This is a genomic window from Rickettsia tillamookensis, from assembly GCF_016743795.2.
Classification (GTDB): domain Bacteria; phylum Pseudomonadota; class Alphaproteobacteria; order Rickettsiales; family Rickettsiaceae; genus Rickettsia; species Rickettsia tillamookensis.
This window is the reverse complement of the sequence record NZ_CP060138.2, coordinates 639009-652578: the sequence shown is the minus strand read 5'-3', so window position 1 is coordinate 652578 and position 13570 is coordinate 639009. Positions and strand designations below refer to the sequence as shown.

Genomic DNA, 13570 nt, shown 5'->3' with positions numbered 1-13570 from the left:
ACCTAAGTCGTCATTGCGAGGAGCGAAGCGACGCGGCAATCTAGAAAAAATAATAAAAAAATTCTATAAACCAGAATTTTTTTTCTTCCTTGCTTCGTCAAATTACTATGTAATTCTTCTCGCAATGACAGAAAAAATCGATCCATGCAGCAACATCTAAAATATAAAATAATGACCAACATAAAACATTTAGCAATAATAATGGACGGTAATGCTCGTTGGGCAGATCGGCATAACTTAACAAAATCTGAAGGGCATAAGCTAGGTGCCGATAAAATTCGTGAATTACTGCCTGAGTTTATTAACCTTAATATACCTTATATAACTTTATATACTTTCTCTTCCGAAAATTGGCAACGTTCAAGCACGGAGGTAGATTTCTTAATAAAATTATTAAGTATTTATTTAAAAAATGAATTAAACAGTTTACATAAAAACGGCGTTAAAATAAAAGTAATAGGTAGGCTTAATTTATTAAGTAGCTCATTGCAAAAACAAATAAATAATGCTATAGAATTAACAAAAAATAATAATAAAATAACGCTTTGTATAGCTTTTAGTTATGGAAGTCGTCAAGAAATAGTTGATGCCTGCACAAAAATTATTGCAAGCGGTAAAAAAGAAATAAGTGAAAGCGATATAGGGCACGCTTTATATGATCCTGAAATGCCGGATGTAGATTTATTAATAAGACCGGGCGGGGTTTATCGCATCAGTAATTTCTTGCTTTGGCAAGCAGCTTATGCTGAATTATATTTCTCACCCAAATATTGGCCTGATTTTAATAAAGATGATATAATAGAAGCTATAAATGATTACTCAAAAAGGAAAAGAACATTTGGCAAAAGATAAACAAAATATATATTTAAGAATCCTGTCCGGTATAATTTTAGTGCCGTTATTTGTTATAGCTATATTATGGTTTAAGCCTTTATTCTATATTCTAATGATATTAGTGGGTATGGGAATGTTAAGTGAATGGTATAATATGACCTATTCTTCTATTCCTTATCTATTAATCGGGCTAATTATTATTCCGATTCCTATAAGCCTATTAATATTTTTAAGTATGGAAGATACCAATAGATGGCTTATTATGCTTTATTTTTGCATAATTTGGTCGGTAGATAGTTTTGCAATGATTGGCGGCAAAACTTTTAAAGGAGCAAAACTTGCTCCAAAAATCAGCCCTAAAAAAACTTGGAGTGGTCTGATTACGGGAGTATTATCGGCAGGTTTAGTTGCGGTATTAGTTAGTATTATACCAAATTTTCATATTAAAAATTACTATTTTTCAAATAAAGTATATTTGTTTATAATTAGTTGTATATTAGCATTAATAGCTCAATTAAGTGATTTATTTATTTCATATTTTAAGCGAAAATTTAATATTAAAGATAGCGGCTCTATAATACCAGGTCATGGAGGAGTACTAGACAGATTTGATAGTATTATTTTAACCGCTCCGGTATTGTTTTTTATAAGTATACTCTAATCGTCATTGCGAGCAGCCGTAGGCTGCGTGGCAATCTCGTCAAATATCCTGAGATTGCTTCGTCACTACGTTCCTCGCAATGACGGAAAATTTGGTCCATTATAACTTATGATAATACATTTAAATAATCATTCTAAAAAAATAATTTTAAATATCTTTTTAGCTTTACTGCTTGGATATTTTGTTTTTCATTGCATATATGGTAACAAAGGGATTATTGCATATTTAAAAGTAAATAGGCAGCTTGAAAAAGCTTATGATGAACTAAAAGGCTTACGAGCAGAAAGAGTAGAACTTGAACATAACGTCAAATTACTCCGAACGGAATCGCTAAATAAAGATATGTTAGAAGAACAAGCAAAGAAAGTTTTAGGGGTAGCAGATCCTAAAGAGCAGGTGTTTAATCACCAATAGCAAAACTTTGTTGTCATCCCGTGTTGGCATTGTTGCGTGGACCGGTTTTAACGTCATTGCGAGGAAATTACGGCGTTGTTGCATGGCTCTAGAAATCTGCTCGGTGTCATACCGTGGCTTGTCCACGGTATCCAGTAAAACAACTAAAAATACTAATAAATTAGTATTTTTAACTGGATCCCGTGAATAAATCACGGGATGACAAAGGTGCCATGCAACAACGCTACAATTTCCTCGCAATGACAGGGAAAATGAACCACATAACAACATTATTGATTAAAAGGAATTGAACATAATTTATGAATATTAAAATTTATCAAGACGACCTACCTAATAATTTTGAACTTGAAGGAGATATCGCTATAGATACCGAAACAATGGGATTAAATCTACATAGAGATAAACTCTGTTTGCTACAATTTAGTAACGGCAATGGTGAAGCCCATCTTGTTCATTTTGTAAATCAAGATTATACTGCTCCTAATTTATTAGTATTTTTAGTTGTTTTACTGGATACCGTGGACAAGCCACGGTATGACACCGAGCAGATTTCTAGAGCCATGCAACAACGCCGTAATTTCCTCGCAATGACGTTAAAACCGGTCCACGCAACAATGCCAACACGGGATGACAACAAAGTTTTGCTATTGGTGATTAAACACCTGCTCTTTAGGATCTGCTACCCCTAAAACTTTCTTTGCTTGTTCTTCTAACATATCTTTATTTAGCGATTCCGTTCGGAGTAATTTGACGTTATGTTCAAGTTCTACTCTTTCTGCTCGTAAGCCTTTTAGTTCATCATAAGCTTTTTCAAGCTGCCTATTTACTTTTAAATATGCAATAATCCCTTTGTTACCATATATGCAATGAAAAACAAAATATCCAAGCAGTAAAGCTAAAAAGATATTTAAAATTATTTTTTTAGAATGATTATTTAAATGTATTATCATAAGTTATAATGGACCAAATTTTCCGTCATTGCGAGGAACGTAGTGACGAAGCAATCTCAGGATATTTGACGAGATTGCCACGCAGCCTACGGCTGCTCGCAATGACGATTAGAGTATACTTATAAAAAACAATACCGGAGCGGTTAAAATAATACTATCAAATCTGTCTAGTACTCCTCCATGACCTGGTATTATAGAGCCGCTATCTTTAATATTAAATTTTCGCTTAAAATATGAAATAAATAAATCACTTAATTGAGCTATTAATGCTAATATACAACTAATTATAAACAAATATACTTTATTTGAAAAATAGTAATTTTTAATATGAAAATTTGGTATAATACTAACTAATACCGCAACTAAACCTGCCGATAATACTCCCGTAATCAGACCACTCCAAGTTTTTTTAGGGCTGATTTTTGGAGCAAGTTTTGCTCCTTTAAAAGTTTTGCCGCCAATCATTGCAAAACTATCTACCGACCAAATTATGCAAAAATAAAGCATAATAAGCCATCTATTGGTATCTTCCATACTTAAAAATATTAATAGGCTTATAGGAATCGGAATAATAATTAGCCCGATTAATAGATAAGGAATAGAAGAATAGGTCATATTATACCATTCACTTAACATTCCCATACCCACTAATATCATTAGAATATAGAATAAAGGCTTAAACCATAATATAGCTATAACAAATAACGGCACTAAAATTATACCGGACAGGATTCTTAAATATATATTTTGTTTATCTTTTGCCAAATGTTCTTTTCCTTTTTGAGTAATCATTTATAGCTTCTATTATATCATCTTTATTAAAATCAGGCCAATATTTGGGTGAGAAATATAATTCAGCATAAGCTGCTTGCCAAAGCAAGAAATTACTGATGCGATAAACCCCGCCCGGTCTTATTAATAAATCTACATCCGGCATTTCAGGATCATATAAAGCGTGCCCTATATCGCTTTCACTTATTTCTTTTTTACCGCTTGCAATAATTTTTGTGCAGGCATCAACTATTTCTTGACGACTTCCATAACTAAAAGCTATACAAAGCGTTATTTTATTATTATTTTTTGTTAATTCTATAGCATTATTTATTTGTTTTTGCAATGAGCTACTTAATAAATTAAGCCTACCTATTACTTTTATTTTAACGCCGTTTTTATGTAAACTGTTTAATTCATTTTTTAAATAAATACTTAATAATTTTATTAAGAAATCTACCTCCGTGCTTGAACGTTGCCAATTTTCGGAAGAGAAAGTATATAAAGTTATATAAGGTATATTAAGGTTAATAAACTCAGGCAGTAATTCACGAATTTTATCGGCACCTAGCTTATGCCCTTCAGATTTTGTTAAGTTATGCCGATCTGCCCAACGAGCATTACCGTCCATTATTATTGCTAAATGTTTTATGTTGGTCATTATTTTATATTTTAGATGTTGCTGCATGGATCGATTTTTTCTGTCATTGCGAGAAGAATTACATAGTAATTTGACGAAGCAAGGAAGAAAAAAAATTCTGGTTTATAGAATTTTTTTATTATTTTTTCTAGATTGCCGCGTCGCTTCGCTCCTCGCAATGACGACTTAGGTATCCACGCATAAATGACATCAGTATTCATATTTTAGGTATTTCGATTCTTACCGATAACCCGCCTAAATCCTTGCTATCTCCTAAATAAATAGAGCTTTTATGATCGTTTATTATTTCTTTAGTAATAGCAAGCCCAAGTCCTACGTTACTTGCATTATCAAGCTGTCTTGCTTTATCCGATCTATAAAACGGTTTAAATACAAGGTGTTTTTCCGTATCATCTATACCGGGACCGTTATCCTCAATGATTATAGCTACCGTAGATGAATTATCTTTTGAAGATATCTTAGTTTTAGTTCCATATTTTATAGCGTTACCGATTAAATTAGACAAGGCTCTTTCAAAAGAATTCGGTTTAATTCGTATTTTTAAATTATCTATATTATTAAGTTTTATAAATTCAATATTTACATGTGACCATTTATTTAAAAAAAATTCCATCCAAGGTAATAATAAAACTTCTTCAAATTCTTCGCTGCTTTCACCTTTAGCAAAATCTAAGTAAGAATTTATCATTTGCTGCATAGTTAATATATCTTGTTTTAATCCTATTGTTTCTTCGCTTTCTTCCATTAATTCAAGCTGTAGTTTCATCCTTGTTAAAGGAGTTCTAAGATCATGCGAGATCATAGCAAGCATAGTAGTTCTTTTAGTAATTTGTTTTTCAATACGGTTTTTCATTTTTAAAAAAGCGAGCCCTGCTTTTCTTATTTCTAAAGCTCCTGAAGGTTTGAAATTTTTACCTTTTAAAATACCTCGACCAAATTTATCCATACTATCGGCAAGAGCAATTATTGATTTAATCTGATTTTTGGAGAAAATAATAGAAACAGAAAGTAATATAACAGTTAAAGATATAATCCATAAAACGAAAATATATACCGTAGGATTAAGCAATAATTTTGCAGGAAAAGTAATATATAATGTTCCATCGTTTAATTCTAAAAATACTTCGATTTTATTTTCTTTATTTAGTTTAACTATATTTTTTTCATGGATTTTTGTAGCTAAAATATTTTTAAATATAGTTAGAGGCTCACTTAATTTAGGTTGTTTTATAGATAACTTTTTATTAAGCTGAAATTGATAAGATAAATTAAGATAATTTTCCGATAAATGGGTTATCTCTCTTAAATTATTTCTATGTTCTTTAATCAGTGATTCTATTTCATTGATAATAATAGTACTAGTATAATATGAAACATTATACCAATGACGATCGTAAAACAAAAATATAGCAACGATTTGCCCTATTAAAATCGGAATGATTATAATAAACATAAATCGTACAAATAATGTTCTCGGTAATAATTTAGATATAAAGTGCATAACCTTCATTTTATCGAATTTAGAATAAGAAATTATTCTAAATTCGGTTTTAAAATAGAATAATCAAGGCTTGGGGCGTCCCTTTGCCTTGATTATAAAAAATAAATTACTAATAATTATATTTAATATTAAATATAATTATTAGGATAAAAAGCTAAAATGATAGCGTAAAGCCGTCTTAAGCTATCATTTTTACTATTTTACCCACTTATAAATTATATATGTAATTTATAAGTGACTAAATATAAAGTGCATAGCCCTCATTACGCACGGTTTTTAAATATTTCGGCTCTTTTGGATTATCTTCTAGTTTACTTCTTATTCTTGTAATTTGTACGTCGATAGAACGCATACTAAGCCCGCCCATAATTTTTGAAAGTTCAAAACGACTAGTAGATTTACCGGAATTTTTTATTAATATCTCAAGTAATTTTTGTTCGGTAGAGCTAAGAGATATGATTTGATCGTTCTTAGTGAATTCCTTTGTATCAAAATTATAGAAATTATTGCCGAATTTAATTATATTCGTTTCTTTTTTAAAGTTATTATAATTATTAATTAAATTATTTATCCGAAGTAATAATTCTCTCGGTTCAAAAGGTTTAGTTATATAATCAGAGGCACCGGCTTCAAGTCCTTTAACACGGTCATCGGCTTCCGATAAAGCAGTAAGCATAACTATAGGAATATTATTACCGGCATCCCTTATAGTAGTAGCAAAATCAAGCCCTGTTATTTCAGGTAACATAACATCTAAAATAATTAAGTCATAATTAGAAGTTTTTAATAGATTTTTAGCTTCTATGACTGAGCTTGCCGTTGATACTAAAAACTCGTTTTTATTTAAAAACTGCTTTAAAAGTGCTAATATTCTGCTATCATCATCAACGATTAAAATATGTGCTTTGTATGTATGCATGTATACTCGTTTAATTTGAAAAATTTGGTGTTAGCTTTTCCGTCATTGCGAGGAGCGAAGCGACGTGGCAATCTCAGGATGCTTGACAAGATTGCCGCGTCGGGACTATGTCCCTCCTCGCAATGACAATTGACAATACTTTAATATAAATATAGGTTAATGACAATGATAAAACTAGAGCAAATTTTTTGGCATGTTTGGATTAATGGTGATTTAGTTCCTTATCAATTCGCAAGGATTCATGTTTTAACTCATAGCCTGCATTATTCAGGATCGGTATTTGAGGGTGAGAGAGCTTATAATGGCAAAGTTTTTAAGTTAAAAGAACATACAGAAAGATTAATAAAATCAGCAGAAGCATTAGGTTTGAAAGTACCTTATAGTGTGGACGAGATAATAAAAGCTCATGAACTTGTAATAAAACAAAATAATATTAAGGATGCATATATAAGACCGCTTATTTGGTGCGGAGATGAATCGCTAAATATTACTAATCCTGATTTGTCTACTAATCTTTTGATTGCCGGTATTCCATCAATGCCAAGGTCTTTTGAGAAAGGTATAAATTTGCATGTAAGCCGCTGGCGTAAAGCAATGCCTGATAGTACCCCGGTACAATCTAAATCCGCCGCTCAATATAATATGGCAATAACTAGTAAAAAAGAAGCTAAAGCTCTTGGCTATGATGATGCATTATTACTTGATTATGAAGGATATATTGCTGAATGTACTACAACAAATATTTTCTTTGTTAAAGATAAAACATTATATACTCCAATTGCCGATAGATTTTTAAACGGTATAACAAGACAGACTATTATTGAAATTGCAAAAGATTTAGGTCTAGAAGTAAAAGAAGAGCGTTTGAAATTAGAGCAAATAGAGGATTTTACTGGATGTTTTGTTACAGGTACGGCAATCGAGGTGCACAATATTAGTTCTATAGATCTTGGTGATAAAAAGATTACTTTTGATGATCATAAAATTGCAGAACTTTTGAAAGAAGAGTATGGGCGTGTTGTTAGGGAGTAGAAGAAGCATCATTGCGTGGCTCGATTTTACTATTGTCACCCTGTGGCTTGTCCATGGGGTCTAGTTAAAAATACTAATAATATTAGTATTTTTTAGTTGTTCTCTGGATACCGTGGTCAAGCCACGGTATGACACCGAACGGGTTTTTCAAGCCATGCAACAACGCTTATGGTCGCTCGCAATGACAAATTAATAAAAAAATAAAAAACAATTAGTATTTTTAACTGGATCCCGTGAATAAATCACGGGATGACAAAGGTGCCATGCAACAACGCTACAATTTCCTCGCAATGACAGGGAAAATGAACCACATAACAACATTATTGATTAAAAGGAATTGAACATAATTTATGAATATTAAAATTTATCAAGACGACCTACCTAATAATTTTGAACTTGAAGGAGATATCGCTATAGATACCGAAACAATGGGATTAAATCTACATAGAGATAAACTCTGTTTGCTACAATTTAGTAACGGCAATGGTGAAGCCCATCTTGTTCATTTTGTAAATCAAGATTATACTGCTCCTAATTTAAAAGCATTATTATTAGATAAAACTAGATGCAAGATATTTCATTTTGCTAGATTTGATTTAGCAGCCATAAAAAAATATTTGAGTATAGATTTAGAAAATATCTTTTGTACTAAAATATCTTCAAAGCTCGTTAGAACCTATACTGATAGCCACGGTCTTAAGGATTTATGTCGGGAGCTACTTTCCATAAATATTTCCAAACAACAACAATCTTCTTACTGGGGAGCTAAAAATTTATCTCTGGAACAACAAGAATATGCAGCAAAAGATGTGCTTTATTTGCATCAGTTAAAAGATATTTTACAAAAAATGCTAGTTAGAGAAAATAGGCTTGAACTCGCCCAAGATCTTTTTCGTTTTTTACCGACAAGAGCTGATTTAGACCTTATAGGTTGGAATGAAATCGACATTTTCATGCATTAATTTAAATTAATACAAATTAATAAAAAGATTAAATTATTAACATAAAAATTGACTCTAGGTATAAAATCAGGCACACTATTTATAGGACTATAGTAAACTGATTTGAACTTTGCGCTTCGTTGTTCGTCGTCTCGCCTATTATTATAGGCTTCGCTCCTTACGCCTGTCGCAAAATTCAACTGAGTTTACTATGTTAACAAAATATAGCTTTAAAATTATTTTGTTAACAGTTCTACATTAACGACTAAAATAGGGGATCTTTATGACTAAACAGACAAAAACAATAGAAAAAAAAACGCAAAAAGAAATAGCGGAAACTATAATAGATAACACTCTATTAAACCTACGTCTAAGCGATATAGTAGATTTTAATTATGAATTACCTCCTATGACAGCTTATGAAGTACATGAAGTAAAAGCACCGGAAAAAATAGAAACTTTAGAGGCGATTCAAGGTTTTGAGATACTAGAAGCAGAGAAAAATACTTTAAGTGTTGATAATAATGTAAATGCTTTAAATATTAATATTATTGTCGCATTTTGTTGGATAGTAAATTATGTAGTAGAATCATTCGTGAGAAATATTTGTAATTACCTTGAGAGCCCAGTACAACCAACAGAACATGCAGAGCCACGATTTAATTTTGATATTAACGACCTGCGGGGTAATGACCCTGCTGAGTTCAATTACATTGAGCCTATAGGAAACACGATTCATTTAGTTGAGATCAATTTAGCAGGTTAAGTATGCCTCTTGTCCATCATTGCGAATGAACGTAGGTATTGCCTACTCTATGTCATTCCTGCGAAAGCAGGAACCCAGAAAAAATAGTCTTAATATTGACAAAATAAACCTAAAAAACAAGTTTTTTATAGGTTTTATTGGATTCCCGCCTACGCAAGAATGACATAGTTCCACGCAGACAATACCTATTCGCAATGATTATTCAAACAATATAGTCAATTCAGTTGGATTCGAATACAAGGCACGAGGGTAGAGCCTATAATAATAGGTGAGACGACGAGTAACGCAGTAGGCGAGTCCAAATCAATTGACTATAATATTCACAATTTTACGAGGGACAAGTATAACCTTCTTCGGCTCTTTCCCTTCTAAGAACTTTTGCACTTTTGGCAGATTGATGGTAATTTGCTTTATTTCATCTTCACCTGCAGAAGTTTTAAACTCATAGGTATCACGGAGTTTACCGTTAACCTGCACTGCCATAACATATGTATCTAACTCTAGCATTGATTCATCAAATGCCGGAAAAGATGAATTATATAACCGCTCTTTATTCCCAAGCTTTTGCCAAATTTCTTCCGTAATATGCGGGATAAAAGGATTTAGTAGCTGTACTAAAACATTAAAGCCATGCCTTACGGTTTTTACATCCACTGCTTCTTTACTAAGCTCAGCAGATATAGCATTAGAAAGCTCACGCATACGTGCTATTGCTCTATTTAAGGCAAAATGCTTTATATCATCGGCTACGTGCTTTATTGTAAAATGTACTAATCTATTAAGCTCCTTGTTAATCTCACTATTCACATCATCTTTTAAAGAATCTATTGCCTCAAACATATGCTCAAGCTTATTAATAAAACGTGAGCAGCCTTCAATACCGCTTGCCGACCATTCTAGATCTTTCTCAGGCGGACTATCGGACAGTACAAAAAGTCTAATAGCATCAGCCCCGTATTGCTCTTGCATTGTTTCAAGATCGATAAGATTCTTTTTAGACTTACTCATCTTCTCAATACGTCCCTGCACTACTCTATTATTGCTTTCTTTATGAAAAAATTCATTACCCTTTTTAACTACTTCCTCAGGATATAACCAATTATTATGCTCATCTTTGTAAGTAGCATGCAGCACCATACCTTGAGTAAATAGCCCTTTAAAAGGTTCACGAACACTTACGTAATTCTGCTCGTTCATTACTTTTGTGAAAAACCTTGCATATAATAAATGCATTACTGCATGCTCTATGCCGCCTATATATTTATCGACCGGTAGCCAGTAATCACAAGCTTTTTTATCGGTCATCTCTGTAGCATTGTTATTACAATATCTTGTAAAATACCAAGATGATTCGAAAAACGTATCAAAAGTATCGGTTTCACGAACAGCCGGCTTATCGCATTTCGGACAATTAACATGTTTCCAACTAGGATGATGATCAAGAGGATTACCGTGACCGTCAAAATTTACGTCATCGGGTAACGTAATGGGTAAGTCTTTGTAAGGTACGGGAACTATACCGCAAACTTCACAGTGAATCATAGGAATAGGACATCCCCAAAAACGTTGACGAGAAATCCCCCAATCTTTTAGACGATAATTTACACTGCGTTTACCTATGCCTAGTTTCTCAAATTCATCGATTACTTTTTGTTTTGCTTCATTACTAGTTAAGCCGTTTAGAAAATCTGAGTTAACCAAAATTCCATCTTCCGTATAAGCGGTCTTTTGTACATCAATATCCGTTTCAATTACCTGCTTAATAGGCAAATTCACTTTAACGGCTAATTCATGGTCACGTTCGTCATGTGCAGGACAACCGAAAACAGCACCAGTACCGTAATCCATTAACACAAAATTTGTAATAATAACCGGTAAAACTATATTTGAATCGAAAGGATGAATGACATAAAGACCGGTAAAAACTCCCTCTTTTTCAGCCTTTTCTAGTTCGCTACTTCCTGTAATGTGCGAACATTTAGTTATAAAACTCAATATTTCAGGTGTCTTGGAAATTAATTTCTCTATTATCGGATGGTTAAAGGCAATTCCTATAAAGCCAGCTCCGAAAATAGTTTCAGGTTTGGTTGAGAATACTTCTATAGTAGTATCTTCATTATCCTTAATTTTGAAATAAAAGTTAGCACCTATCGATTTGCCAATCCATTTCTCTTGCATAGAGCAAACGGCTTCAGGCCATTCTGTTAAATTCTGAATTTCATTTAATAATTCTTCAGCATAATCAGTAATTTTTAAGAACCATTGCTTTAAATAACGTTTCTCAACAATTGCACCTGAACGCCAACCACGCCCGTCTACAACTTGCTCATTTGCAAGAACGGTATTATCAATCGGATCCCAATTAACAAGCGATTCTTTTTGATAAGCAAGATTACGTTTATAAAGCTCTAAAAAGAATTTCTGCTCATGTTTATAATACTCGGGGTCACAGCTATTTATCTCTCTAGACCAATCATAAGAAAAGCCCATAGATTTTAGCTGCTTTTTCATATTCTCGATATTAGAATAAGTCCAATCTTTCGGATGAGAATTATTTTTTATTGCGGCATTTTCGGCAGGCAAGCCGAAAGCATCCCAGCCCATCGGATGAAGCACGTTAAAACCTTGCATAGTCATAAACCTTGCAATAACATCACCTATAGAATAGTTGCGTACGTGACCTACATGGATTTTACCGGAAGGATAAGGCAGCATTTCAAGTACGTAATATTTTGGCTTACTACTCTCGTTTGATACCTCAAAAGCTTTCTCATCATGCCAAATTTGTTGCCATTTTTGTTCTATTTGATTCATATTTTTTTATTTTCTTTTAATTTCTGCTGCTAAATTACCTGTTGCCTATGTCATTCCCGCAGCCCTATGTCATTCCCGCGAAAGCGGGAATCCATCATAAAGCGAGATAAATCGAGCTTTTTAAAAGTTTTAAAGTACTGGATTCCCGCTTTCGCGGGAATGACATCGAACGCTTTTTCTGAACCACACTATACGCCTACAGGAATAACATACTATCTAGCACTATTAATATATATATCTCTAGCTTTTCTTAAAATTTTATCTTCAAGCGTGATAGCAAGATTTGAGGTGTTTTCATTAAGTACCCATTGTTTATTTTTAAGCATTTCTTCAAATACTTTCACTTCAATTGAATCAGGGCTTATTACATCGTCTTTGATAAATATATTGATTTTAAATCGAAAATTAGGATTAGAGCGTGGACTATACCATTCCGTAATAATCACACCGCCGTTTGAGTCAGCTGATGCAAGAGGAGCAAAACTTATAGTCTCTAATGCTGCTTGCCAAAGATATTTATTAACCGAGCCTCCTACAGCTTTAGTAGATTCGTTTTTTACCCTGCCCGGTCTAAAAACTAATCCTTCTTCACCTGCTATAGAACCTACTTCGTCCCATTTCTGCTCTCGTTCTGTTTTTGGATAATCATCCGCTAAGATACTAGTACTTATTGCACTAAGTATAATTACAAAAAATAATCCGATAATTTTTTTCATAACCAATATTTAATTAAGGGGCTTAAGAGGCTATCTGTAAGTAAATTTTAACCGATAATTAATTCTTTTTTGCTGCAAATTATAAGATTTTTTTGAAATAGGAACTGCTATTTCTTCAAAAACCTTATCAATTTTCGCTAAAAAAGCTCTTTAATTACTAGTTAAAATTTACTTATAGATAGCCTCTGGGGAAATAATAGAGAAGCTTTGGCTATTAGTCAAAAATTATTTGAAACAACTACTGCATATACACCAAACCGTCATTGCGAGCGGTCGAAGACCGTGCGGCAATCTCGTCAAATATCCTGAGATTGCTTCGCCTTGATTACTACGTAATTCTTCTCGCAATGACGAAAAAATACAAGCCATTCACAAATTACTTCTCAGAAATAAATTCAAAACGTGGAATATTTTTGCCGTTTAATAAAATCATTTCGTTAAACATTTCAAAGGGTCTTACCCAAAGCTGAAAATCATCATATAAGGCTTTATAAACTACCAACTCTTCTAAAGTTTCGGTATGTTTTGCAATATCTATAACTTGGTATAATTTTCCTTTATAATGTTTATATACACCGATTTTCATAAAA

The 13570-nt window shown here is 32.6% G+C and carries 14 protein-coding genes and 2 pseudogenes; 8 read left to right on the top strand and 8 right to left on the bottom strand.

Annotated features, from left to right (window positions below; all coding sequences use genetic code 11):
- The first annotated feature begins 144 nt into the window (after positions 1 to 144).
- From uppS (H6P87_RS03110) to H6P87_RS03095, 4 genes and pseudogenes are all read left to right on the top strand, one after another.
- Positions 145 to 852, top strand: a complete 708-nt coding sequence (gene uppS / locus H6P87_RS03110) for a polyprenyl diphosphate synthase (RefSeq protein WP_199402672.1) — start codon at positions 145 to 147, stop codon at positions 850 to 852.
- A complete protein-coding gene (locus H6P87_RS03105) occupies positions 812 to 1495 on the top strand; it encodes a phosphatidate cytidylyltransferase (protein ID WP_202069993.1) in 684 nt (227 codons plus the stop codon). The genes uppS (H6P87_RS03110) and H6P87_RS03105 overlap by 41 nt, the downstream gene beginning before the upstream one ends.
- Before the next feature lie 108 nt (positions 1496 to 1603).
- Entirely contained in the window at positions 1604 to 1909 is a 306-nt protein-coding gene (locus H6P87_RS03100; RefSeq protein WP_202069994.1) for an FtsB family cell division protein, read from the top strand.
- A gap of 299 nt (positions 1910 to 2208) precedes the next feature.
- Positions 2209 to 2404 (top strand): annotated as a pseudogene (locus H6P87_RS03095) (ribonuclease D); the annotation flags it as partial.
- A 149-nt stretch (positions 2405 to 2553) separates the two neighbouring features.
- On the opposite strand, the gene H6P87_RS03090 reads toward H6P87_RS03095, so the two are convergent.
- From H6P87_RS03090 to H6P87_RS03070, 5 genes are all read right to left on the bottom strand, one after another.
- Positions 2554 to 2859: an FtsB family cell division protein gene (locus H6P87_RS03090; RefSeq protein WP_202069994.1), complete on the bottom strand. Its 306-nt coding sequence runs from the start codon at positions 2857 to 2859 to the stop codon at positions 2554 to 2556.
- Positions 2860 to 2967: 108 nt separating this feature from the next.
- Positions 2968 to 3651, bottom strand: a complete 684-nt coding sequence (locus H6P87_RS03085; protein WP_202069993.1) for a phosphatidate cytidylyltransferase — start codon at positions 3649 to 3651, stop codon at positions 2968 to 2970.
- The gene (uppS, locus tag H6P87_RS03080; protein WP_199402672.1) at positions 3611 to 4318 is read right to left on the bottom strand and encodes a polyprenyl diphosphate synthase; all 708 of its coding nucleotides are present in this window, start codon (positions 4316 to 4318) and stop codon (positions 3611 to 3613) included. Before uppS (H6P87_RS03080) ends, H6P87_RS03085 begins: the two co-directional genes overlap by 41 nt.
- 169 nt (positions 4319 to 4487) lie before the next feature.
- On the bottom strand, positions 4488 to 5792 hold the full coding sequence (locus tag H6P87_RS03075) for an ATP-binding protein (RefSeq protein WP_202069992.1): 1305 nt from the start codon (positions 5790 to 5792) through the stop codon (positions 4488 to 4490).
- A 238-nt stretch (positions 5793 to 6030) separates the two neighbouring features.
- Complete coding sequence (locus H6P87_RS03070; RefSeq protein ID WP_040257671.1) at positions 6031 to 6711, bottom strand: response regulator transcription factor; 681 nt, start codon at positions 6709 to 6711, stop codon at positions 6031 to 6033.
- A gap of 159 nt (positions 6712 to 6870) precedes the next feature.
- Between H6P87_RS03070 and H6P87_RS03065 the strand changes: the two genes are divergently transcribed.
- From H6P87_RS03065 to H6P87_RS07515, 4 genes and pseudogenes are all read left to right on the top strand, one after another.
- Positions 6871 to 7743, top strand: a complete 873-nt coding sequence (locus tag H6P87_RS03065) for a branched-chain amino acid transaminase (protein ID WP_202069991.1) — start codon at positions 6871 to 6873, stop codon at positions 7741 to 7743.
- Between the two features lie 350 nt (positions 7744 to 8093).
- On the top strand, positions 8094 to 8705 hold the full coding sequence (locus H6P87_RS03060) for a ribonuclease D (RefSeq protein ID WP_202069990.1): 612 nt from the start codon (positions 8094 to 8096) through the stop codon (positions 8703 to 8705).
- 262 nt (positions 8706 to 8967) lie between these two features.
- Positions 8968 to 9450 carry a hypothetical protein gene (locus tag H6P87_RS03055; RefSeq protein ID WP_202069989.1) on the top strand — a complete coding sequence of 161 codons (483 nt, stop codon included), beginning with the start codon at positions 8968 to 8970 and terminating at the stop codon, positions 9448 to 9450.
- A gap of 202 nt (positions 9451 to 9652) precedes the next feature.
- Positions 9653 to 9768, top strand: a pseudogene (locus tag H6P87_RS07515) (palindromic element RPE2 domain-containing protein); the annotation flags it as partial.
- Here the strand turns inward: H6P87_RS07515 and leuS are convergent.
- The 3 genes from leuS to H6P87_RS03040 form a co-directional block, all read right to left on the bottom strand.
- Entirely contained in the window at positions 9754 to 12264 is a 2511-nt protein-coding gene (gene leuS / locus H6P87_RS03050; protein WP_202069988.1) for a leucine--tRNA ligase, read from the bottom strand. The pseudogene H6P87_RS07515 and the gene leuS overlap by 15 nt on opposite strands.
- 212 nt (positions 12265 to 12476) lie before the next feature.
- Positions 12477 to 12980, bottom strand: coding sequence for a DUF3576 domain-containing protein (locus H6P87_RS03045; protein ID WP_008579838.1), 504 nt, complete (start codon positions 12978 to 12980; stop codon positions 12477 to 12479).
- Positions 12981 to 13356: 376 nt separating this feature from the next.
- On the bottom strand, positions 13357 to 13566 hold the full coding sequence (locus tag H6P87_RS03040) for a DUF1653 domain-containing protein (RefSeq protein ID WP_202069987.1): 210 nt from the start codon (positions 13564 to 13566) through the stop codon (positions 13357 to 13359).
- Positions 13567 to 13570: the final 4 nt, after the last annotated feature.

Excerpts from the sequence above, each read along its gene's own strand:
- uppS (WP_199402672.1), top strand. The coding sequence starts at position 145 with ATGCAGCAACATCTAAAATATAAAATAATGACCAACATAAAACATTTA.
- H6P87_RS03105 (WP_202069993.1), top strand. The coding sequence starts at position 812 with ATGATTACTCAAAAAGGAAAAGAACATTTGGCAAAAGATAAACAAAAT.
- H6P87_RS03100 (WP_202069994.1), top strand. The coding sequence starts at position 1,604 with ATGATAATACATTTAAATAATCATTCTAAAAAAATAATTTTAAATATC.
- H6P87_RS03090 (WP_202069994.1), bottom strand. The coding sequence starts at position 2,859 with ATGATAATACATTTAAATAATCATTCTAAAAAAATAATTTTAAATATC.
- H6P87_RS03085 (WP_202069993.1), bottom strand. The coding sequence starts at position 3,651 with ATGATTACTCAAAAAGGAAAAGAACATTTGGCAAAAGATAAACAAAAT.
- uppS (WP_199402672.1), bottom strand. The coding sequence starts at position 4,318 with ATGCAGCAACATCTAAAATATAAAATAATGACCAACATAAAACATTTA.
- H6P87_RS03075 (WP_202069992.1), bottom strand. The coding sequence starts at position 5,792 with ATGCACTTTATATCTAAATTATTACCGAGAACATTATTTGTACGATTT.
- H6P87_RS03070 (WP_040257671.1), bottom strand. The coding sequence starts at position 6,711 with ATGCATACATACAAAGCACATATTTTAATCGTTGATGATGATAGCAGA.
- H6P87_RS03065 (WP_202069991.1), top strand. The coding sequence starts at position 6,871 with ATGACAATGATAAAACTAGAGCAAATTTTTTGGCATGTTTGGATTAAT.
- H6P87_RS03060 (WP_202069990.1), top strand. The coding sequence starts at position 8,094 with ATGAATATTAAAATTTATCAAGACGACCTACCTAATAATTTTGAACTT.
- H6P87_RS03055 (WP_202069989.1), top strand. The coding sequence starts at position 8,968 with ATGACTAAACAGACAAAAACAATAGAAAAAAAAACGCAAAAAGAAATA.
- leuS (WP_202069988.1), bottom strand. The coding sequence starts at position 12,264 with ATGAATCAAATAGAACAAAAATGGCAACAAATTTGGCATGATGAGAAA.
- H6P87_RS03045 (WP_008579838.1), bottom strand. The coding sequence starts at position 12,980 with ATGAAAAAAATTATCGGATTATTTTTTGTAATTATACTTAGTGCAATA.
- H6P87_RS03040 (WP_202069987.1), bottom strand. The coding sequence starts at position 13,566 with ATGAAAATCGGTGTATATAAACATTATAAAGGAAAATTATACCAAGTT.